The organism is Mucilaginibacter sp. P2_D11 (assembly GCF_056404435.1).
The window spans coordinates 27,767-51,164 of record NZ_JBFUEA010000007.1; the positions used below are offsets into that span (position 1 = coordinate 27,767).

Annotated in this window: 16 protein-coding genes; 9 read left to right on the forward strand and 7 right to left on the reverse strand. The window is 45.7% G+C overall.

What is annotated here, in order from left to right:
• Positions 1-9: 9 nt before the first annotated feature.
• From rpoB to rfbA, 6 genes are all read left to right on the forward strand, one after another.
• Entirely contained in the window at positions 10-3,813 is a 3,804-nt protein-coding gene (gene rpoB / locus AC1DXC_RS12320) for a DNA-directed RNA polymerase subunit beta (protein WP_477459445.1), read from the forward strand.
• Positions 3,814-3,932: 119 nt separating this feature from the next.
• Positions 3,933-8,219 carry a DNA-directed RNA polymerase subunit beta' gene (gene rpoC, locus AC1DXC_RS12325; RefSeq protein WP_477459446.1) on the forward strand — a complete coding sequence of 1,429 codons (4,287 nt, stop codon included), beginning with the start codon at positions 3,933-3,935 and terminating at the stop codon, positions 8,217-8,219.
• A gap of 69 nt (positions 8,220-8,288) precedes the next feature.
• Positions 8,289-8,606: a DUF3467 domain-containing protein gene (locus AC1DXC_RS12330; RefSeq protein WP_477459712.1), complete on the forward strand. Its 318-nt coding sequence runs from the start codon at positions 8,289-8,291 to the stop codon at positions 8,604-8,606.
• A gap of 92 nt (positions 8,607-8,698) precedes the next feature.
• Positions 8,699-9,634, forward strand: a complete 936-nt coding sequence (locus tag AC1DXC_RS12335) for a GDP-L-fucose synthase family protein (RefSeq protein WP_477459447.1) — start codon at positions 8,699-8,701, stop codon at positions 9,632-9,634.
• A gap of 52 nt (positions 9,635-9,686) precedes the next feature.
• Entirely contained in the window at positions 9,687-10,550 is an 864-nt protein-coding gene (gene rfbD, locus AC1DXC_RS12340) for a dTDP-4-dehydrorhamnose reductase (protein ID WP_477459448.1), read from the forward strand.
• Between the two features lie 12 nt (positions 10,551-10,562).
• A complete protein-coding gene (gene rfbA, locus AC1DXC_RS12345) occupies positions 10,563-11,423 on the forward strand; it encodes a glucose-1-phosphate thymidylyltransferase RfbA (RefSeq protein WP_477459449.1) in 861 nt (286 codons plus the stop codon).
• Positions 11,424-11,561: 138 nt separating this feature from the next.
• Here rfbA and miaA read toward each other — a convergent pair whose 3' ends face one another.
• From miaA to AC1DXC_RS12375, 6 genes are all read right to left on the reverse strand, one after another.
• Entirely contained in the window at positions 11,562-12,479 is a 918-nt protein-coding gene (gene miaA, locus AC1DXC_RS12350) for a tRNA (adenosine(37)-N6)-dimethylallyltransferase MiaA (RefSeq protein ID WP_477459450.1), read from the reverse strand.
• Between the two features lie 121 nt (positions 12,480-12,600).
• Positions 12,601-13,257 (reverse strand): IS1096 element passenger TnpR family protein, encoded by a 657-nt coding sequence (locus tag AC1DXC_RS12355; RefSeq protein ID WP_477459451.1) that lies wholly within the window; start codon positions 13,255-13,257, stop codon positions 12,601-12,603.
• A gap of 36 nt (positions 13,258-13,293) precedes the next feature.
• Positions 13,294-14,706 carry a CCA tRNA nucleotidyltransferase gene (locus AC1DXC_RS12360; RefSeq protein ID WP_477459452.1) on the reverse strand — a complete coding sequence of 471 codons (1,413 nt, stop codon included), beginning with the start codon at positions 14,704-14,706 and terminating at the stop codon, positions 13,294-13,296.
• Between the two features lie 385 nt (positions 14,707-15,091).
• On the reverse strand, positions 15,092-15,658 hold the full coding sequence (locus tag AC1DXC_RS12365) for an L-threonylcarbamoyladenylate synthase (RefSeq protein WP_477459453.1): 567 nt from the start codon (positions 15,656-15,658) through the stop codon (positions 15,092-15,094).
• Positions 15,651-16,778, reverse strand: a complete 1,128-nt coding sequence (locus AC1DXC_RS12370; protein WP_477459454.1) for a glycosyltransferase family 4 protein — start codon at positions 16,776-16,778, stop codon at positions 15,651-15,653. Before AC1DXC_RS12370 ends, AC1DXC_RS12365 begins: the two co-directional genes overlap by 8 nt.
• A gap of 113 nt (positions 16,779-16,891) precedes the next feature.
• On the reverse strand, positions 16,892-17,707 hold the full coding sequence (locus AC1DXC_RS12375; protein WP_477459455.1) for a 2,3,4,5-tetrahydropyridine-2,6-dicarboxylate N-succinyltransferase: 816 nt from the start codon (positions 17,705-17,707) through the stop codon (positions 16,892-16,894).
• Positions 17,708-18,000: 293 nt separating this feature from the next.
• Between AC1DXC_RS12375 and AC1DXC_RS12380 the strand changes: the two genes are divergently transcribed.
• From AC1DXC_RS12380 to AC1DXC_RS12390, 3 genes are all read left to right on the forward strand, one after another.
• The gene (locus tag AC1DXC_RS12380; RefSeq protein WP_477459456.1) at positions 18,001-18,522 is read left to right on the forward strand and encodes a hypothetical protein; all 522 of its coding nucleotides are present in this window, start codon (positions 18,001-18,003) and stop codon (positions 18,520-18,522) included.
• 149 nt (positions 18,523-18,671) lie between these two features.
• Complete coding sequence (locus AC1DXC_RS12385) at positions 18,672-19,181, forward strand: hypothetical protein (protein ID WP_477459457.1); 510 nt, start codon at positions 18,672-18,674, stop codon at positions 19,179-19,181.
• Between the two features lie 13 nt (positions 19,182-19,194).
• A complete protein-coding gene (locus AC1DXC_RS12390; protein WP_477459458.1) occupies positions 19,195-19,614 on the forward strand; it encodes an RNA-binding S4 domain-containing protein in 420 nt (139 codons plus the stop codon).
• Positions 19,615-19,696: 82 nt separating this feature from the next.
• Here the strand turns inward: AC1DXC_RS12390 and AC1DXC_RS12395 are convergent, their stop codons facing one another.
• Entirely contained in the window at positions 19,697-23,377 is a 3,681-nt protein-coding gene (locus tag AC1DXC_RS12395) for an ABC transporter permease (RefSeq protein ID WP_477459459.1), read from the reverse strand.
• Positions 23,378-23,398 lie beyond the last annotated feature (21 nt).

The window sequence follows — 23,398 nt, forward strand, 5'->3', positions numbered from 1 at the left end:
TATAATACCTTGGCAAACAATAATAACCAAAGAGTAAACTTTGCAACCAGCAGAAAGGTACTTGATTACCCCGATTTCCTGGATGTGCAGTTACAGTCTTTCCAGGAATTTTTTCAATTGGAAACCACGTCAGACAACCGCTACAAAGAAGGGTTGTTTAAAGTATTTGCCGAAAACTTTCCAATATCAGATTCAAGGAACATCTTCGTTTTGGAGTTTCTTGATTACTTTATTGACCCGCCACGTTACGATATACGCGAGTGTATTGAGCGCGGTTTAACTTACAGTGTGCCATTAAAAGCAAAACTTCGCTTGTCATGTAACGATGCCGAGCACGAAGATTTTGAAACGATTGTACAGGATGTTTATTTGGGTACCATCCCTTATATGACACCTAAAGGTACCTTCGTTATCAATGGCGCTGAGCGTGTAATTGTATCGCAATTGCACCGTTCACCAGGTGTGTTCTTCGGCCAAAGCCGCCACACCAACGGTACAAAATTATACTCGGCCCGTGTTATCCCTTTCAAAGGATCGTGGATTGAGTTTGCTACAGACGTTAACAACGTGATGTATGCCTACATTGACCGTAAAAAGAAATTCCCGGTTACTACGCTGCTTCGCGCCATCGGTTACGATTCTGATAAAGATATATTAGAATTGTTTGAACTGGCCGACGAGGTAAAAGTAAGCAAAAGCGGCTTGAAGAAATTCATTGGCCGTAAGCTTGCCGCAAGGGTGCTTAAAAAATGGGTAGAAGATTTCGTGGATGAGGATACCGGTGAAGTGGTATCTATCGACCGTAACGAGATCATCCTTGAGCGCGAAACCGTTTTGGAAGACGACCATATTGATATGATCATCGATGCCGGTGTTAAGACCATCATCCTGAACAAGGAAGATGCTGCCACCAGCGGTGACTATACTATTATATACAATACCTTACAAAAAGATACTTCGAACTCGGAGAAAGAAGCGGTGGAGCACATCTATCGCCAGTTGCGTAACGCCGAACCACCTGATGAGGAAACTGCACGTGGTATCATCGATCGCTTGTTCTTCTCTGATAAAAGATATGACCTGGGCGATGTGGGCCGTTACCGCATCAACCGTAAATTAAAGCTGAACACCTCTGATGAAACTAAGGTTTTAACCAAGCAGGATATCATCGCGATTGTTAAATACCTGATCAAATTAATCAACTCGAAAGCCGAGGTGGATGATATTGATCACTTGAGCAACCGTCGTGTTCGTACTGTTGGCGAGCAGCTTTATGCACAGTTTGGTGTTGGTTTGGCACGTATGGCACGTACTATACGTGAGCGTATGAACATTCGTGATAACGAGGTGTTCACACCAACCGACCTGATCAACGCACGTACTCTTTCATCGGTAATCAACTCGTTCTTCGGAACAAACCAGTTATCGCAGTTTATGGACCAAACCAACCCACTGGCAGAGATCACGCACAAGCGTCGTCTGTCAGCCCTTGGGCCCGGCGGTCTGTCACGTGAGCGCGCCGGTTTCGAAGTTCGTGACGTACACTACACCCACTACGGTAGGTTGTGTACCATCGAAACTCCGGAAGGCCCGAACATCGGTTTGATTTCATCGCTTTGCGTGCATGCCAAAATCAACAACTTAGGCTTTATTGAAACCCCGTACAAACGTGTGGTTGAAGGTAAAGTACAGGTTAACGAGCCGGTTATCTACTTGTCTGCAGAAGATGAAGACGGTAAAACTATTGGCCAGGCCAACGCGCATTACGATGACAAAGGTGTATTTGCCTTACCAAAAGTAAAAGCACGTTTCGAAGGTGACTTCCCTATTATCGAGCCGGAAAGGTTGGATTTGATGGACATTGCGCCAAACCAGATCACTTCTATCGCGGCATCGCTGATCCCGTTCCTGGAGCATGATGATGCTAACCGTGCCCTGATGGGTTCGAACATGCAACGCCAGGCTGTACCATTGTTGCGCCCCGAAGCGCCGATAGTAGGTACAGGTTTGGAAGGCCGTGTGGCAAAAGACTCTCGTACCCTCATCAACGCCGAAGGCGATGGCGTGGTAGAGTATGTTGATGCTAACGAAATAAAAATTAAATACGACCGCGACGAAATGGATCGTTTGATCTCTTTCGAAGGCGATACGAAGAGCTATATCTTAACCAAGTTCAAAAAGACCAACCAAAGCACCACCATCAACCTTAAACCAATCGTTAAGAAAGGCCAAAGGGTTACAAAAGGCGAAGTGCTTTGCGAGGGCTACGCTACACAAAATGGCGAGCTTGCATTGGGCCGTAACCTTAAAGTGGCTTTCATGCCTTGGCAGGGTTACAACTTTGAGGATGCGATTGTAATATCTGAGCGCGTTGTTTCTCAGGATATCTTTACATCGTTGCACGTTGAAGAGTTTGAGCTTGAAGTACGCGATACCAAACGTGGTGAAGAAGAGTTGACACCGGATATCCCTAACGTTTCTGAAGAAGCTACCAAGGATCTGGACGAAGACGGTATCATCCGCGTTGGCGCCGAGGTTAAAGAAGGCGACATCCTGATTGGTAAGATTACCCCTAAAGGCGAATCGGACCCATCACCGGAAGAAAAATTGCTTCGCGCCATATTTGGTGATAAAGCAGGCGACGTTAAGGATGCATCGTTAAAAACACCGCCATCAATTGCCGGTGTGGTTATCGATACCAAACTGTTCAGCCGTGCTAAAAAGACCACCAAGGCCGAAGAAAAAGCACAGATTGAAAAGCTTGACGTTAAACACGATAAAGCCGTAAAAGAGCTTAAGAATACTTTGATAGACAAGTTGTTCGAGATTGTTAACGGTAAAACTTCGCAAGGCGTTTACAACGTTTACAAAGAGCTGTATGTAGCCAAGGGCGTTAAATTCACCCAGAAGATACTTACCGAACTGCACTACGAGAACATAAACCCAACTAAGTGGACCACTGATGATGATAAGAACGAGCAGATAAAAACTTTGCTCCACAACTACAACATCAAGGTAAACGAAGAGCTTGGCGCATATCGCCGCGATAAATTCGCGATCAGCGTGGGCGACGAGCTGCCATCGGGCATTGTACAGATGGCTAAGGTTTACATTGCCAAGAAGCGTAAGCTTAAAGTGGGCGATAAAATGGCGGGTCGCCACGGTAACAAGGGTATCGTTGCACGTATCGTACGTGACGAGGATATGCCGTTCTTGGAAGATGGCACACCGGTTGATATCGTACTGAACCCACTGGGCGTACCTTCGCGTATGAACCTGGGCCAGATCTACGAAACCGTATTAGGTTGGGCAGGTAAAGAGCTGGGCGTTAAATTCGCTACCCCTATATTCGATGGTGCCAGCCACCACGAAGTAGAAGAGTGGGTTGCGAAAGCAGGCTTGCCAGAATCTGGCCGTACTTACCTGTACAATGGCTTAACCGGCGACCGTTTCGATCAGCAAACTACCGTAGGTATCATCTACATGCTTAAACTGGGTCACATGGTTGATGATAAGATGCACGCACGTTCTATCGGGCCGTACTCTCTTATCACACAACAACCATTGGGTGGTAAAGCACAGTTTGGTGGTCAGCGTTTTGGTGAGATGGAGGTTTGGGCACTCGAAGCATTCGGTGCATCTAACATCCTGCAGGAGATATTGACCGTTAAATCGGATGATGTTATCGGCCGTGCCAAAACATACGAAGCTATTGTTAAAGGTGAAAACCTGCCAACACCATCAGTTCCGGAATCATTCAACGTATTGGTTCATGAATTAAGAGGTTTAGGTTTGGATATCACGTTGGAATAAGATTGTTGTAAAGTTGTAAGGTTTGAATGTTGAAAGGTTAACCCCAAGCATTCCAACCTTACAACATTTCAACTTTGCAACGTTCCAACTCTTCAACAACATTAAAAACAAAGGAGACTATGTCTTACAAAAAGGATAATAAAATCAAAAGTAATTTCACCACAATTACGATCAGCTTAGCTTCCCCGGAATCTATTCTGGAGCGTTCGAGCGGTGAAGTTTTAAAACCGGAAACCATCAACTACAGGACTTACAAGCCTGAGCGCGATGGTTTGTTCTGCGAGCGTATATTCGGTCCGGTAAAAGATTACGAATGCCATTGCGGTAAATACAAACGTATCCGTTACAAAGGTATCGTTTGCGACCGTTGCGGTGTTGAAGTAACCGAAAAGAAGGTACGCCGCGAGCGTATGGGCCACATCAACCTGGTGGTGCCTGTTGCGCATATCTGGTACTTCCGCTCGTTGCCAAACAAAATTGGCTACCTGCTGGGCTTACCAACCAAACGCCTTGATTTAATCATTTACTACGAACGTTATGTAGTTATACAGCCGGGTATCAAAGAATCTGATGGTATATCCCGCATGGATTTCCTGACAGAAGAAGAATACCTGGATATATTGGATACCCTGCCAAAGGAAAACCAATACCTGGACGACAAAGATCCACAGAAATTTGTGGCCAAGATGGGTGCCGAAGCATTAGAAGATTTGCTTAAACGCCTTGATCTTGACCAGTTATCATATAACCTGCGCCACCAGGCAGCAAACGAAACTTCGCAGCAACGTAAAAACGAAGCTTTGAAACGTTTGCAGGTGGTTGAGGCTTTCCGCGATGCAAAAACCAGGATTGAAAACAACCCTGAGTGGATGATCGTAAAAATCGTTCCGGTTATACCGCCAGAGCTGCGCCCATTGGTACCACTGGAAGGTGGCCGTTTCGCAACTTCGGATTTGAACGACCTTTACCGCCGCGTAATTATCCGTAACAACCGTTTAAAACGTTTGATCGAGATAAAAGCACCGGAAGTAATTTTACGTAACGAAAAACGTATGCTACAGGAAGCTGTGGATTCGTTGTTCGATAACTCACGTAAAGTAAACGCAGTAAAAACTGAAGGTAACCGTGCATTGAAATCACTTTCGGATATCCTGAAAGGTAAGCAAGGCCGTTTCCGCCAGAACTTATTGGGTAAACGTGTGGATTACTCGGCGCGTTCGGTAATTGTTGTAGGCCCTAACTTAAAGCTGCACGAGTGCGGTTTGCCAAAAGATATGGCTGCCGAATTATTCAAACCATTTATCATCCGTAAGATGATTGAGCGTGGTGTGGTTAAAACGGTAAAATCTGCGAAGAAAATAGTTGACCGTAAAGACCCATTAGTTTGGGATATTTTGGAAAACGTATTAAAAGGCCATCCTGTATTACTAAACCGTGCGCCTACGTTGCACAGGTTGGGTATCCAGGCGTTCCAACCTAAACTGGTTGAGGGCAAGGCTATACAATTGCACCCGCTTACCTGTACCGCCTTCAACGCGGATTTTGACGGTGACCAGATGGCTGTGCACGTACCACTAGGTAACGCAGCAATTTTGGAAGCCCAGGTATTGATGCTTGCATCGCACAACATCTTAAACCCTGCCAACGGTACGCCAATTACAGTACCTTCTCAGGACATGGTGCTTGGTTTGTACTACATAACCAAAGGCCGTAAAACAGATGAAGGACGCGTTGTAAAAGGACAAGGCTTAACTTTCTATTCTGCCGAAGAGGTAATTATCGCTTACAACGAAAGGAAGATAGACCTGCACGCCTTTATCAAGGTTAAGGGAAGGATTAAAGAACGCGATGGTATCATCGTTTCTAAAATAATTGAAACTACTGTAGGCCGCGTGTTATTTAACCAGCATGTGCCCGAAGAAGTTGGCTACATTAACGAACTGCTAACCAAGAAATCACTTCGTGATATTATTGGCGAGGTTGTTAAGATGACCGGTATGGCCCGCGCAGCACAATTCCTTGATGATATCAAAGAATTAGGCTTTAAGATGGCATTCCAGGGTGGTTTATCATTTAACCTGAAGGATATTAACATTCCTGAAGAAAAGGTTACATTGATTGCCCAGGCTTCTAAAGAAGTAGAAGATGTTATGGGTAACTATAACATGGGTTTCATTACCAACAACGAGCGTTACAACCAAATCATCGATATCTGGACACGTATCAACAATCGCTTAACTGCGAATGTGATGAACATCCTGAGCAACGATAACCAGGGTTTCAACTCTGTTTACATGATGCTTGACTCTGGTGCGCGTGGTTCTAAAGAGCAGATCCGTCAGCTTGCAGGTATGCGTGGTTTGATGGCGAAACCTCAAAAATCAGGTTCGGGTGGTGAGATTATCGAAAACCCGATCTTGTCTAACTTTAAAGAAGGCCTGTCGGTATTAGAGTACTTTATCTCTACCCACGGTGCCCGTAAAGGTTTGGCGGATACGGCGTTGAAAACAGCGGATGCTGGTTACTTAACCCGTAGGTTGCATGATGTTGCACAGGATATGATCGTTGGTATGGTTGATTGCGGTACTTTAAGAGGTATCTACACAACCGCATTAAAAGATAACGAGGATATCGTTGAGCCTTTATACGATCGTATTTTGGGCCGTACAACGCTTCATGATGTGCATGACCCTATCACCAACGATCTTATCGTTTCTGCAGGCCATGATATTACCGAAGAAATAGCCAAGAAAATAGAGAACTCACCGTTGGAGGGTATCGAAATTCGTTCGGTATTGACTTGCGAAAGCCGCAGAGGTGTTTGTACTTTATGCTACGGCCGTAACCTTGCAAGCGGTAAACGCGTGCAAAAAGGCGAGGCAGTGGGCGTAATTGCAGCACAGTCGATAGGTGAGCCGGGTACACAGTTAACGCTGCGTACATTCCACGTGGGTGGTACCGCATCAAACATCGCGGCAGAATCGCAAATCAACGCGAAGTTCGAAGGTGTGATCGAATTCGAAAACGTACGTACCGTTACTTACAAAACCGACGAAGAAAACGTTGATGTAGTATTGGGCCGTTCGGGCGAGTTCCGCATCATCGAGCCGGGTACCAACAAGGTTATCGTTACCAACAACATCCCATACGGTTCATACCTGTATGTGAAAGATGGTGCCAAGATTGCCAAAGGCGACCGTATCTGTTCATGGGATCCGTACAATGCGGTTATCATATCAGAGTTTGCGGGTATCACCACTTTCGAAGCAGTATTAGAAGGCATCACCTTCCGCGAAGAAAGCGATGAGCAAACCGGTCACCGCGAGAAGGTTATTATCGATACAAGGGATAAAACAAAAAACCCTGTTATCCAGATAGCCGATACAAAAGGTAACATCATTAAAGGATACAACATCCCGGTAGGTGCCCACATTTCTGTTGAAGAAGGTGAGAAACTACAAACCGGACAAGTTATTGCTAAGATTCCTCGTTCAACCGGTAAAACGCGAGATATTACAGGTGGTTTGCCACGTGTAACCGAGCTGTTCGAAGCACGTAACCCATCAAACCCTGCGGTAGTAACCGAGATTGACGGTGTGGTAACTTTAGGTGGCGTGAAACGTGGTAACCGCGAAATCACCATCGAAAGTAAAGATGGCCAGGTGAAAAAATATCTGGTGCCATTGTCTAAACACATCCTTGTACAGGATAACGACTTTGTTAAAGCAGGTATGCCATTGTCTGATGGTTCTATCTCTCCGGCAGATATCCTTGCAATTAAAGGCCCTGCGGCCGTGCAGGAGTACCTGGTTAACGGTATACAAGAGGTTTACCGCTTACAGGGTGTGAAGATAAACGATAAGCACTTTGAGGTTATCGTTCACCAGATGATGCAGAAAGTTGCTATTGAAGATGCAGGCGATACCCGTTTCCTTGAAAGAGAAGCTGTTGACAGCTGGGATTTCATGATAGAGAACGACGAGATGTTCGACAAGAAGGTTGTTACCGAAGCCGGTGATTCAACTAACTTAAAAGTAGGTCAAATTGTATCTTTAAGGAAACTACGCGACGAAAACTCTATCCTGAAACGTAAGGATGCGAGATTAGTTGAGGTAAGGGATGCAATTGCTGCAACTTCGAGCCCGATGCTGCAAGGTATCACCAGGGCATCGTTGGGTACCAAATCGTTCATCTCAGCAGCATCGTTCCAGGAAACCACCAAGGTACTGAACGAAGCAGCCATTGCAGGTAAAAAAGACAACATGCTTGGCCTGAAAGAAAACGTTATCGTTGGTCACTTAATTCCATCCGGTACAGGCTTGCGCGAATACGAAAATATCCGTGTAGGTTCTCAGGAAGAATTCGATCGCCTGATGGCTTCAAAAACTGAAGAAGTAGAAGCTTAATCAGATTTTTTTTCAAATACTTTTGCAAAGCCTGCCGTGAAAACAGCAGGCTTTGCTATTTTTGGTACCATGGAAGAACAAAACGAAACCCAGATAAACATCGAGCTGTCTGAAGAGATTGCCGAAGGTGTTTATGCTAACCTTGCCATCATTACTCACTCCAGTTCAGAGTTCGTGCTCGATTTTATTCGCGTGATGCCGGGCATCCCCAAGGCCAAAGTAAAATCGCGCATTATATTAACGCCCGAGCACGCCAAAAGGCTACTTACCGCGCTGGAAGACAATGTAGAGAAATACGAGGCTGTAAACGGCCGCATCAAAATAGGCAACGACCCTACAGGCGGCGCTTTCCCCATCACATTTGGTGGGCCGATAGGGCAGGCGTAGTTTTTAAGTCCATAGCCCATGGTCAATAGTCCATGGTCGAACGGGCATTGTTTCTAACTATGGACTATGGTCCATCGACTATCGACTAATTAATGGAAAAAGATTCAAAGATATATATTGCCGGGCATCGTGGGATGGTGGGTTCTGCCATTCTTCGCAAGCTGGAAGCAGAGGGATTTACTAATTTTATCTTACGTGGTTCTGGCGAGGTTGACCTGCGCGACCAGCAACAGGTCACCGCTTTTTTTGCCGAGGCCAAACCCGATTACGTGTTTTTGGCGGCTGCAAAAGTTGGCGGTATTGTGGCAAATAACACCTACCGTGCCGATTTTTTGTACGAGAATCTGCAGATACAAAACAATGTCATCCATAACGCTTACTTAAACGGCGTAAAAAAGCTGATGTTCCTGGGTTCGAGTTGCATCTATCCAAAACTGGCCCCCCAGCCTTTGAAAGAGGATTACCTGCTTACCGGTACGCTAGAGCCGACCAACGAGCCATATGCAATAGCCAAAATAGCCGGCATAAAAATGTGCGATGCTTACCGTGCGCAATATGGCTGCAACTTTATATCGGTAATGCCTACCAACATGTATGGCTATAACGATAACTATCACCCGCAGAACTCGCACGTACTGCCGGCCATGATACGCAGGTTCCATGAGGCTAAGGAACAGGGTTTGCCCACGGTTACTATTTGGGGTACAGGCTCGCCGCTTCGCGAGTTTTTATTTGCCGATGATTTGGCCGAAGCTTGTTACTACCTGATGCAGAATTACGACGAACCAGGCCTGGTAAACATTGGCAGCGGTACCGAAATAAGCATTAAGGACTTAGCGCTGCTGATAAAAAAGGTAGTTGGCTACGAGGGTAATATCGATTTTGACACGAGCAAACCCGATGGTACACCACGCAAACTGATGGACGTTACCAAACTGGCCGAAAAAGGCTGGAAGTATTCTACCAAGCTGGAAGACGGCATCCGCCTTGCGTACCAGGATTTTTTAATAAAACACGTAGAACGATAGAACAATATAATTCCCAAAAGTGTTAGCACACCGTTAACAGAAACTGATACAAATGAGTAAAACCATCATCTTCGGCGCTTCGGGCCAGTTAGGGCAATGTTTCAAAAAGCTTGCAGCAGATAAAAACCTCGATTTTTTTATTTTTCCGGATGAAACCGAAGCAAATATTTTAGATGTAGAGGGCTTAGGTAAACTGTTCGCTAAATATAAACCCGCTTACGCCGTAAATTGTGCAGCTTACACTGCGGTGGATAAGGCAGAAGACGAAACAGAACTTGCCGAAAAGATAAACAAGACAGGCGTTGAAAACATAGCCAAATTGTGCGGCATGCACGGCACCACCCTGGTACAGGTTTCCACCGATTTTGTATTCAAAGGCGATTTATCTTCGCCGCTTAACGAGGAGGATGAAACGCTGCCCATCAGCGTTTACGGCCAAACTAAGCTGGATGGAGAGAAGGTGATACCGGCGCTTGTAAATGAATACTTTATTGTACGCACGGCCTGGTTGTATTCGGAATTTGCTAATAATTACGTTAAAACCATGCTAAGGCTGGGCTCCGAACGCCCCGAGCTGAAAATCATTGCCGACCAGGCTGGTACGCCCACCTACGGTGTAGATTTAGCGGATTGCATCATCACTATCATACAATCGGGCAGCACGGCTTACGGCATTTATCATTACAGCAACGAAGGCATCGCTTCCTGGTATGATTTTTCTAAAGCGATATTCGATATTTCTGGAACGGATGTAAAAGTTATACCTATCCCCACCAGCGATTACCCTACAAAGGCCACCAGGCCACCGTATTCGGTAATGGATAAAACCAAAATAAAGAGAACATTTGGCATCGAAATTCCATATTGGAGAGATAGCCTGAAAGTTTGTATAAGCAAAATAAAACAACAAAACTAAACACATCATCACATGAAGGGTATCATTTTAGCAGGCGGATCGGGCACCAGGCTCTATCCCATTACCAAGGCCATAAGTAAGCAACTGATGCCTATTTATGATAAGCCGATGATTTACTATCCGCTATCGGTGTTGATGCTGGCCGGAATCAGCGAGATACTCATCATTACTACCGCCGAAGATAACCCCGGGTTTGTGCGTTTATTGGGCACAGGCGAAGAGTTGGGCTGCAAATTCCAGTACGCCATACAAGAAACGCCAAACGGCCTTGCGCAGGCTTTTGTGATAGGTGCAGATTTTATTGGGATAGATAAAGTTGCCCTGGTATTGGGCGATAATATATTCTATGGATCGGGTTTCAGCAGGCTGATACAAAGTTTTAATGATGTGGAAGGCGCGGCCGTATTTGCCTACCCGGTTGCCGACCCTGAACGCTATGGCGTTGTGGAATTCGATTCTGAATTCCGCGCGGTGTCTATCGAAGAAAAACCGGTAAAACCAAAATCCAAATACGCCGTGCCGGGCTTGTATTTTTATGATAACAGCGTGGTAGAGATAGCCAAGAACATAAAACTATCGCCGCGCGGCGAATACGAAATTACCGATGTAAACCGTGTTTACCTGGAGCAAGGTAACCTAAAAGTTGGCGTAATGGACCGCGGCACCGCCTGGCTGGATACCGGTACCTTCGATTCATTGAGCGATGCTACGGAGTTTGTCCGCGTGATAGAAAAACGCCAGTCGCGCAAGATAGGATGCATTGAAGAGGTTGCCTACCTGATGGGCTTTATTGATGATGAGCAATTGAAAGTATTAGTACAGAAATACATCAAAAGCGGCTACGGGGCTTATTTGCAGAGCTTGCTGGACTAATAGCTAACCAATCGTCATGTTGAACTTGTTTCAACACCCCATCATAAAAGTTGCCACGATGCTTAGCGGCTTTGCAAGTTGGCTACCTGTCCAATGGGGTGCTGAAATAAATTCAGCATGACGTGGTTTTTTTTATGATTAAAGCTTCTCGGCGATAGTCTTTAACATTGTCTCTGTTAGATTTTCTTCTTGGGCGTCCACCCAAACAATCTCTTTATCTTTCCTGAACCAGGTCATTTGCCTTTTGGCAAAGCGGCGGGTGTTTTGTTTTATTTGCGCAATCGCATCGGGCAAATCGGTATTCCCGTCGAGGTAATCGAATATCTCGCTGTAGCCAACAGTATTCAACGCATTCAGGTGCCGGTATGGCAGCAGCGATTTCACTTCATCCACCAAACCATCGGCCACCATCAAATCTACGCGACGGTTGATGCGGTCGTACAAAACTTCCCTCGGCCAATCCAGCCCAAGTTTGATGATGTTAAAGGTGCGTTTATTGATTTTTGCTGTGCGATAAGATGAGAACGGCCGGCCCGAACTTTCGTAAACCTCTAGGGCCCGTATGATGCGCTGTGGGTTGCTGATGTCGACCTCGTTGTAATACACCGGGTCTGCCAGTTTTAGCCGCTCCTGTAGTACTTCGATGCCCTTTTCGGCCAGCTCGTTGTTCAGCCTGTCGCGTATGGCGGTATCGGCAACCGGCAAATCGTCGAAGCCCTCGCAAATGGCCTTGATGTACAGGCCTGAGCCTCCTGCAAGTATAACAACGGGGTGCTGCTGAAAAAGTTGCTCCAATAACGCCAGCCCCTCGCGCTCGAAATCGCCAACGGAAAAACTTTCTGTAATAGAATGTGAGTTGATAAAATAATGAGGGGCAGCGGCAAGCTCCTCTGCAGTGGGCTTGGCTGTACCGATGGACATCTCCCTGAAAAACTGCCTCGAATCGGCAGATACCACAGCCGTATTAAAATGCTGCGCCAATTGGATAGCCGCCGCAGTTTTGCCCGATGCTGTAGGCCCGGCAATTACGATGAGGGTGGGAGAGGTGGTGCTCATGATTTAGTTGAGGAAATATCGAACACCGAACGCCGAATAATGAATTTCGAAGGGGTAGGAATGATGAATTTTGCACTTCGAAATTCGGGGTTCAAAATTCATCATTCGATATTCAATAATACTAGTAATCGTCGCTACGGCCCGGCTTGTCGTCGTCGTCGAAGCCGTCGTCATCGCCGAAGCCGAATACGTCTTCTTCCTCGTCATCTTCTTTCTTTTCTTCTTCGGGGTCGTCAATACCGGTATCAGTTACTTCAGAAAAATCTTCAGCATCTTCCGGGTTGTACAACATCTCGTTCAGGAAATCCAGATCCTCATCAGGCGCAGTTGCTGCAGTAGCGGCCGCAGCAGAATTGAATGCATTGCCAAACTGTTTTGGCGCTTCGCCAACGCTGCGTACTACTAAGGGATAAGTAGCGCCGGGCGTGTCATTCAATATAATCTGCTTCAATTCCACGTGGAAATCGAAGGGGCGGTCGAAATTGAAGGTGTAATAGAATTTCTGGTGCGGATCGTCGATATAGCTGCTCAGCTTTATCTTGTCCATCAGCGGTATCTTGCGGTCTATCCTTTTTTGGTTGGGCAGGTAGGTTATCTCTTCGCCCTTCATCCATTGATCGTTGCTGATGTAGAACGACGAAGGATACTCGGCATTGTATCCGGTACTCTGGTGTATAGCGCGGTGCAAATCCTCAAACGTTTGGTTCGATTTAACGTCAATATCCCTGCTTACATCATCGTAATCCTCAAAAGTAACCCTGAACCTGTATAATGCCATTTGTAGTAATTTTTGTCAAAAATAATAAGTTTTAAATCAATTTGTGCTTTCCACAACTTTCAAGCCAATTTCGGCGCCTTTTTCTATAGTAAAATTCAATGCAGCCTCGCGATTGTTGGGTATTTCGCCCTCAAGTATGGCTTCGCGTATCTTATTTTTGATAATACCCACTTCGCGACCCTCTTTTATGCCAAAAAGCTGCATAATATCCAGTCCCGTTACCGGCGGCTGCCAGTTTCGGATATTATCACGCTCCTCCACATCCTTCAATTTCTGCAAAACCAGCTCGAAATTGTTACGATACTTTTTAACCTTGTACTCGTTTTTGGTAGTTACGTCTGCTTTACACAACAGCATCAGGGCCTCTATGTCTTCCCCGGCTTCGAACAACAACCGCCTTACAGCCGAATCGGTAACGATAGATTGCGACAATACAATTGGCCTCAAATGCAGCTGCACCAGTTTCTGCACAAATTTCATCTTCTCGTTCAGCGGCAGCTTCAGCTGTGCGAATATCTTGGGCACCATGCGCGCGCCTTTGTCCTCGTGCCCGTGGAAAGTCCACCCGTGGGCCGGTTCGAAGCGCTTGGTTGGCGGCTTGGCAATATCGTGCAATATAGCCGCCCAGCGCAGCCAAAGGTCATCAGTGGTTTCACAGATATTATCCAGCACCTGCAGGGTGTGGTAAAAATTATCTTTATGGCCTTTGCCGTTGATGATCTCCACACCGTAAAGCGCGGTCATCTGCGGGAAAATGATATGCAGCAGGCCCGTATCGAACAAATAATTGAAGCCAATGGACGGCTTTGCCGAGAGGATAATCTTATTCAGTTCGTCGGTAATCCGTTCCTGCGATACAATTTTGATACGGTGCAGGTTGCTTTTGATAGCGGCGATGGCCTCTTCATCAATCCGGAAATTCAGTTGCGATGCAAAGCGGATGGCGCGCATCATGCGAAGCGGGTCGTCTGAAAAAGTTTCTACCGGGTTTAGCGGGGTGCGGATGAGCTTCCGTTCCATATCGGCTATGCCGCCAAAGGGATCTACCAATACGCCATACTCCTCTTTGTTTAAAGTTATGGCCAGCGCGTTGATGGTAAAATCGCGGCGTTTCTGGTCGTCTTCTAAGGTGCCGTTCTCTACGATGGGCTTGCGCGATTCGGAGCGGTAGCTTTCTTTGCGTGCTCCCACGAATTCTACCTCCACATCCTGGTAGCGCAGCATAGCCGTGCCGAAATTCTTGAACACCGATACCTTTACGTTGAGCTGAGCGGCAACCGCCTCGGCAAAGGCGATGCCGTTGCCTATCACAACAATATCGATATCTTTTGAGGGGCGGTTGAGGAAAATATCGCGCACGTACCCGCCAATGGCGAAGGCCTGCACATCATGCGCCGCAGCAATGCTGGAGATAACACTAAATACCGGATGTTGCAGGTGTTGTTTCATAAAAATACAAAGGCCACATGATAGGCCTTTTTCAAAAACAATCAATATAAATTGGCTTTGTGTTACTTGCGGTTTTTTTACCGCAAAGCGCGCAAAGATTTGCAGCTTCATTAGCGCAGAGACCACAAAGCTTTGTAAACAGGCCATCAGATAAACATAACCCAAAATGCCTGTACGTTTTACAAACGTAACTTAATAAGTAATTTATACCCATAGCAAAGCTTTGTGCCTCTTTGCGTATCTTCCTTTGCGTTCTTTGCGGTAAAATTTTCACCACAAAGTTTACAAAGAAATGCACAGGCCAAATTTTTATTTGTTGTTCAATCAGGCTTTTTGTTTTGATACAGCCTTTTAGGCAAACGCCACAAATTTAATCATATTAAAATTAACGGCGAATAAATTCAAAACTGCCGTTAGGGGCCAACCTCATGATGGTGGATGGAGCTTTTTTCTCCATGCTATGTTGGTCGATATCTACCACGTAATCAACGCCGTTGATAACATCAGGACTAATCTTGCCGAAGTATTCCGGCGAAGGCTGCCCGCTGATATTGGCCGATGTGGATACGATGGGTTTGCGCAGCCGCTGTATCAGTTGCTGGCAAAAAGGGTGGTTTGTTACCCGTATGCCCACGCTGCCGTCTTCGGCAATAAGGGCCGGGGAGAGGTTTTTTGCGCCGGGCATCACCAGCGTAAGCGGGTTCTCGGCAAATTCTATCAGTTGGTAAGCAATCTCGGGCACCTCGCTGATATAACTTTGCAGCTTGTTATCGGTATCTACCAAAATAATCATGCTTTTGCTTTCTTCGCGCTGTTTAAGGGCGAAGATTTTTTTTACAGCCTCGGTGTTAGTAGCATCGCAGCCGATTCCCCAGATGGTATCGGTAGGGTAAAGGATGATGCCGCCATCCTGCAGCACCTGCAATGCCTTGTTTACTTCGTCCTTAAGCATGGGCGTGTAGTGTTTGGTATATATTCATCATTTGCGCCGCTAAGGTACGGTCTTGAAAGCGTTGTGCATAATGGAGGCCTTCGCTTATCATCTGCTGTCGCGATTCATCGTTGGATAATACCTCGTCGATTTGCTCCGCCAGCTCCTTTTCATCATCGGGACTAACGTAACGACTGCATGGCCCCCCTGCTTCCTCCAGACAGGAGCCTGTAGCAGCAATTACGGGAACAGCGGACACCAATGCCTCTAAAACCGGTATGCCGAAGCCCTCGTACCGCGAAGGGTAAACAAACAAGCTCGCCGATTGGTAAGCCGCAGGCAAATCGTCGAAGCTAACATCGTGCCTGAAAAGCATCCGCTCCGCTAAATTATTTGCTGTGAGGAATGCTTTCACTTCATCCAGATAAGCCGTTGGTTTGCCAACCACCACTACCGGTATATTTGTTTTTAAATGGGGCAATGCTTTTGCCAGCAGCATCAGGTTCTTGCGCTCCTCAATGGTGCCAACGTTCAGAATGAATTCGTTTGGCAGGCTGTATTTCTGCTTCGCGAGGATTATTTGCGCTTCGGGCTGCTTTACGCTGAACTCCGGCGCGCAGCCCTGATAAATCACTTCTATTTTTTTGGGGTCGATGTGCAATAGTTCTACCAGGTCCTCTTTAGTCCGCTCGCTTATCGCCACTACTTTATCCGCCGTTTTGCAGGCGCGTTTGGTTTTGGCGGTGTAGATGAAGCGGTTGATCCAGCCATAATATTGCGGGAAACGCAGGAAGATAAGATCGTGTATAGTAACCACGGTTTTGATGCCTGTATTGCGGATGCCCATCGGAAGCTCGTAACTGAGGCCATGGTAAATGTCCACCCCGTCTTTTTTTAAATCGCTTACCACGCCTTTACTGCGCCACAAAGCAGTGAGGTACTTGCCAGCAGGGGTGATGATTTTAATGTTGGGGAAGCTATCGAAAAAATTGCGCCATTTATTGGGTTTAAGTTTTGGCGTGTAAAGCAGGTAGGTATTATTAGGATAGTGCTGTGCCGTGGTTTTGATGAGCCAGCGGCTAAAATTGCCGAGGCCGGTGTTGTTCAAAAAAGCACGTTTGGCATCGTATCCAATTCTCATTTAGATGTGAGATGTGAGATGTGAGATATGAGATAGCTTCTGCATATCTCCCACCTCACTTCTGTTTAACACAATTTCGGTCTCAAATCTCATATCTCACATCTCAAATCTAATTACACCGCTACATTATTCTCCCGCAAAGCATCATTCAATGATGTCTTTTTGTCGGTAGATTCTTTACGGGTGCCGATAATCAATGCGCAAGGCACATTGTATTCGCCGGCTGGGAATTTTTTGGCATAAGTGCCTGGTATTACTACCGAGCGGGCGGGCACGCGGCCTTTATATTCAATCGGCTCGCGGCCGGTAACGTCGATGATTTTGGTAGATGCAGTCAAAACTACGTTAGCGCCTAAAACCGCTTCGCGCTCTACATGCACGCCTTCTACTACGATTGCGCGCGAACCCAGGAAACAGTTGTCTTCGATGATAACCGGAGCAGCCTGCACAGGCTCCAGCACGCCGCCTATGCCTACGCCACCGCTCAGGTGCACATGCTTGCCTATCTGCGCACACGAACCTACGGTTGCCCAGGTATCAACCATGGTGCCTTCATCTACATATGCGCCAATGTTTACGTACGATGGCATCATGATAACGCCTTTGGCCAGGTACGCACCGTAACGGGCGATACCATGCGGCACTACGCGCACGCCAAGTTCTTTATAGTTAGTCTTCAGGGCCATTTTGTCGTGGAAAACGAATGGGCCTGTTTTAATTTCTTTCATCTCCCGGGTAGGGAAGTATAGAATAACGGCTTTCTTTATCCAGTCGTTAGTATGCCAGCGGTTGCCAATAGGTTCAGCAACGCGTATCTCCCCTTTATCCAGGCGTTCGATAACGGTTTCAATGGCATTGGTATATTCGCTGTAATTCAGAAGGTTCCTGTCTTCCCAGGCATCTTCAATCATTTTTTTAAGATCGATCATTTAGTAACGAAATAAATTTTGCCAAATTAAAGGATTTTTGGGGAGATTTGTTTGAGATAATTGTACTTGCCAGGCTTCTAAGGCTGTATCATAAGGTTATTTAGAAAATTATTCGAATAAAATCAGCTTTGTGCTCTTTGTGTTCCTCCCTTTGTGAATCTTTGTGGTAAAATTAAACACAAAGGGCGCTAAGATTTTTGCACAAAGGTCACAAGGAAGTGTTTCGGCCAGTTTTTATTTTGTTGTTCAATCTTGGGTTTTATTTTGATACAGCCTCTCTATCATCTTAATAAATGAAATTATACTTTTCAATCATATTTACCTGCCTAACATACTTTGCAAATGCGCAAACCGATGAAGATATCTGGAAAACCTGGAATAAGAACTATCCAAAGCAAGATATAGCCGCTCTTTTGAAAGTAGAGCGACAATACGCGGCAAGCGTGGAAAAAAATCCGAAAATAGCGCCTTATTACGTCAGGATGGCAAGTTATCGTTTTAAAGCAACCTTTTTAGGGAAAGCGCAACCGGTTGATGTGGAAGCGATGCAGTCGATGCAACGGGTTTTTACCCTTAACCAGAGAGATCCTAATCAGGTAGCAACCCTTGTAGATTCGGTAGTATTGATGAAAGTAGGCCTACAGCAAATATGGATGCCTATACAGAAACATTTATTGCCGCAATTGCGCAAAGAGGTTGCAAAAGGCGGCAGATTAACGTTATACTGCGCGTTCCTGAATGAACATACCATTAAAAATAAATTGTTCAACAACTTCCTCATCTCCGAGTTCATACCCGGGAAAGAGGAATATTAGTACTTAGCAAATTATTATGCCCGAAAAAGAAATACTAAGAATTGATGAGTATTTTTGACGGATGGATTTGTTGGGCAGATTTGTTTGAGATTATTTCGTTCAATACTGTGCGATAACAACATCGAAGAAACTATTATATGAATATCAACATGAAGAAATGGTGCTTAGCGATAATATTAGTATGCTTTACCCTGGCAGCAAACGCACAAACAGCTGCCGAACACTGGGCACAATGGAACACTAATTACCCCGCAACGGATATTACATCAGTTTTGAAACAAGAGCGCCAGTACGCTGATAGCGTCGAGCATCATCCCAATATAGCACCGTATTATGTCCGGAAAGATAAATACAGGTTTACAGGTGTTTTTATGGGGAAGGTGCAGCCGGTTAGTGCCGACAGCATGAATTCTGTAAATAGAGTTTTTAAAACATTAAGCATCAATGCTACAGCAGAAGATCTGTTCGACTCTGCCGTACTCATCAAGGTAGGCAACGAGGAAATTTGGATGCCTATTCAAAAAAAATTGATAGACGAATTTCAAAAGGATCTAAAAAACGGGGATAAGGTTACGTTATACTGTTTGTATTTAAATGAACATACCAGCAAAAATGTATTGTTTAATCATTTCATCATCTCTGAATATTCGCCGGAGTAAGAATTGATGTATTATGCCCGAAAAGGAAAAACTGAGAATTGATAAATACCTGTGGGCTATCCGCATGTTTAAAACACGTACGCTGGCTTCTGATGCCTGCAAGGCGGGCCGAGTAAAGCTGAACGGGACCAATATCAAACCATCGCACGAGGTGAAGACCGGCGAAACCTACCAGATATCTAAAGGCCCCGACCGTAAAGTGATATTAGTAGCCGGTTTATTAGAGAACCGGGTAGATGCCAAAAAAGCCGTGGATTACTACCAGGATATTACCCCGGTAGAACAAACTACAGCCTTCAAATCGATGTTCCATGCGCCGGTGCTGAAACGCGACCGGGGTACCGGCCGCCCCACCAAACGCGACCGCCGCGAAACCGACGACCTGAAGGATAATTTTTTCGAGAAGCCGGAGGAGGAAACGAAAGAGAACTAAGTGCTAATAAACCCCCTTAAGATTTGACAACTTTCAAAAAGTTGCCAAATCTTATTATCTCAAAATGTTCCCGCCAACAAAATTATTCGCTCCTCAAGCTCTTTGTAGGATCAGCCAGTGATGCTTTTATCGCCTTGTATCCTACGCTTGCCCAGGCTATTGCTACAGATGTAAGTATCGCTACGATAAATATTTCGGGACCGATGGTAATCTTATAAGTAAAATCCTGCAGCCATTGATCCATGAAATAGTAACCCAGGGGAGCTGATATCACAAATGCAACTACAATAAGCACTGTAAATTCCTTCGAAAACAAGTAAACGATGTTCCCCACAGATGCGCCCAGCGTTTTACGTATGCCCACTTCCTTAATACGCTGTAAAGCCATAAATGATACCAGGCCGTACAAGCCAAGGCAGGATATAAATATGGCTATACCGGCAAATACTTTATAGAGTGTGGATAGTTGGTCCTCGTTTTTATAAAAATCAGCAACCGTTTTATCCAGGAATTGGTATTCATATACGCCCTCCGGGTAGGTTTTGTTCCATAAACCTGCCACGCTCGCCAGCGTTTGGCTTAAATTAGTGGGTTGCACTTTGATATTTAACTTTTGATAATAGATTTTCCATGGAGCCATCAATACAGGCGGGATGGCATATCGCAACGATTCCGAATGGAAATCCTTCACCACACCTGTTATCTGCGCCTTCTTTTTCTGGTCGTCCCATAACATAATGTATTTGCCGATAGCTTGTCTGGGGTCGGTAATGCCCAGTTTATGTATTAAAGTTTCATTAACAACATACCCTGATATAGTATCCGTTTTAGCGTATGGCCCCCCTGCTACAAATTGCATACCGTATAATTTGAAATATTCCGGGTCGGCCCATTTCAGGCTCGCGTTAAAATCGACAGGCTTCGCTGCATTGTCAACCCTAAAGTCGCTAAACCAACCGCCGTTGTCAGCCGGGCCGTATAAGCTAACGCTTATATCTTTTATCCCCGGTTGCTGTAGAAGCTCATCTTTCAGCGCATTTATCCTTGTCCGGCTAATGCTGTCTGCCGGGACAGGCACAGTAATCACTGCATCTTTATTAAACCCGAGCGATTTGTTTTTAAAGTAATTCATCTGGTATATCAATACCAGGGTACCGATAACCAGGAACTGCGCTATACAGAATTGTGTTACCACCAATACCCTACGCAGGGATATCCCGCTCGAGCTTCCGGCTTTGATTTTGTTTTTTAAAGCCTCGATTGGGTTAAACCCGGATAGTACGAGGGCCGGGTAAAAACCCGCCAGTAAGGTAACCCCAGTAAGTACAGTGGCTAAAAATGAGATCACTAATGGGTCTGCCAGGAAACCGCCGCTCAGCTGTATTTCCAGCAGGTTATTCAACAAAGGCAACGTAAGCCATGAAATTATGGAAGCAAATATAACGGCAAATAACGTTATGATCAATGTCTCGCTGATGAATTGCAGCAGCAATTGGTAGCGGTTGCTGCCCAAAACCTTGCGGATGCCAACCTCTTTCGATCGGTTTACGGCCTGTGCGGTGGCCAGGTTGATAAAATTAACGCAGGCGATAATCAGCAGGAACAAGCCAATCAAACTGATTACATTGATGAGCTCCTTACCAAAGGGGTGACGGCCGTAAACACCTACCGCGGTGTTATAATGCATATCTTTCAGTGCCTGTAATTGAAAGACCTGGTTTTTGTTGTAGGGCGGGGGTACATGCTTTTTTGCGAATGCTGCAAGGTTGGTGTTAAACCGTTTCACATCCGTGCCTGCCGGTAAAATAATATAGCAATTCTTGTCGCTGAAGGTGCTTATCCAGTCTTTTGCATTGTTGGTAAAATCGCCTCCTTTCCCAATAAGCGTCAACCATGATACGGCCACTTTCATCGGGAAGTCGGTATTTGCCGGCGTATTCTCAATGATGCCGGTCACTTTAAGATCGCGTTTGTTATCGTGCCGCACTATTTTCCCCATCGCTGTGTGCCAATCGCCAAAGAACTTGTCGGCTTCATCACGGGATAGCACTATCGTATTCGGCTCTGCTAAAGCAGTGTTTTTATCTCCGGCAAGCCACTTAAAATCAAATATCCCGAAGAATGCAGGGTCGGCATAATAAGAAACATCCTCCTTGAATTTCTTTACAGCGCTCCCATCGCTCCCTCCAGCAGAATAATGTGCACCGTCGTTCAGCATGATGTTCGACACCTGCTTTATTTGCGGGAAGTCTAGCTTCAAGCCCTCGGTTAACGGCATTGGCGTCCCGGCGTTGGCGTTTGTTCCATCAGGGCCGCTGTTTACTGTAAGCACGCGGTATATGTTGTCTTTATTAGCATGGAAGTTATCGAAACTTGTTTCGAATTGCACTATCAGGAAAATGAGCAGGCATGCTGCGATACCTATAGCCAGGCCGGTAACATTGATTGTAGCATAGCTTTTATTGCGCATGACGTTGCGCCAGGCGATCTTGAAATAATTTTTGAACATATAACTGCGGTTTAATTTCTCGTTTGCCCACATTGGCGTGGTTTTACGATACGAAATTACCCTCGCAGCTGCCGGGTGTCGCTCCGAATTATAATATGGTCGCTCTTTTTTCAGTTCAGATTTGTATTCCGCAGGGCTTTTACCGGTCATTTGTTTAAATGTGCGGTTAAAGGTAGTTTTTGAATTAAACCCCGACTCGAACGCTATGCCCAGCAGCGTTAGGTGGTCGTGAGCCGGGTCCTGCATTTTACGGGTAACCTCTATAATGCGATATTCATTAACGAAATCATTGAAATTCTTTTTGAGGGCTACGTTGATGGTTCGGGACAGATCGTGCGCATTTATATCCAGCGACACGGCGAGCGAACTTAAACTTAAATCGGCGTCCCGGTAAAGCCCCCTGGCTTCCATGGCATTTTTTAGCCGGATGCCTTTTTGCTTCAAATCTGCCGGGATGGTTGGTTTTGCTACCTGGGCTGCCTGGGCAGATACCACAATTTCCGGTTTTAAAAATGCGGCAACGGCTATCCGGATCATCATTATTGCCAATAGCAGGTTTAAGATGTAGTAAGCATGCACGGCAAGGGGGCTGCGATGATAAAAGGAAGCAATGGCGTAAGGTACCCATAGCAACCATATGATGCCGAAGCCCCTTATCAAGCGATGCAGCCACCGTAGCTTGTTGCGGTACCGATCGCCCCCGTTAAATTTTAGTTGTTGATAGTAGGTTTTTATAAGCCTATGAGCGCAGTATAGATATATGATAACCGAAAAAAATATCAGTAACTGCAAGGCCGGATTCAACAGCCCAAAGATGCGGGTATCATAGGTGGCTGCGCCTGTTGCTATGCTTTCTTTCACCGCCAATGCCCAAATGCCGACTTGCAGCAGTAAGGGGCTCAAATGCAATAAATCCTTCTGCCCGGATTTGTACCCAGGCGAGGTCATTTTGCGTACCCAAAAATAGATCATGGGGCCGAGGGCCGACAAATAGTTTAGCGGAAGCCGGCTCCATTGGCGGAAGTAGGTGCTTAAACCGATATCTATACATAGCACCCAAACCAAATGCATAACGACAATGAGCAAGGCCAGGCCGGCGAAAAGGTTTGCGTTTCGCCCCGGCCTGTTGGCAAACAATAATTGCAGGGCAAAAGTAAGCCCGGTAAAAATTGTTCCGAGGAACAGTAGGTCGTACAGGTTTATATGGAATATGTATGGATTCAAGTAAGTCAAAAACGTCAATTGCTGTTCCAAAGTTATAAATTACTGTAAATT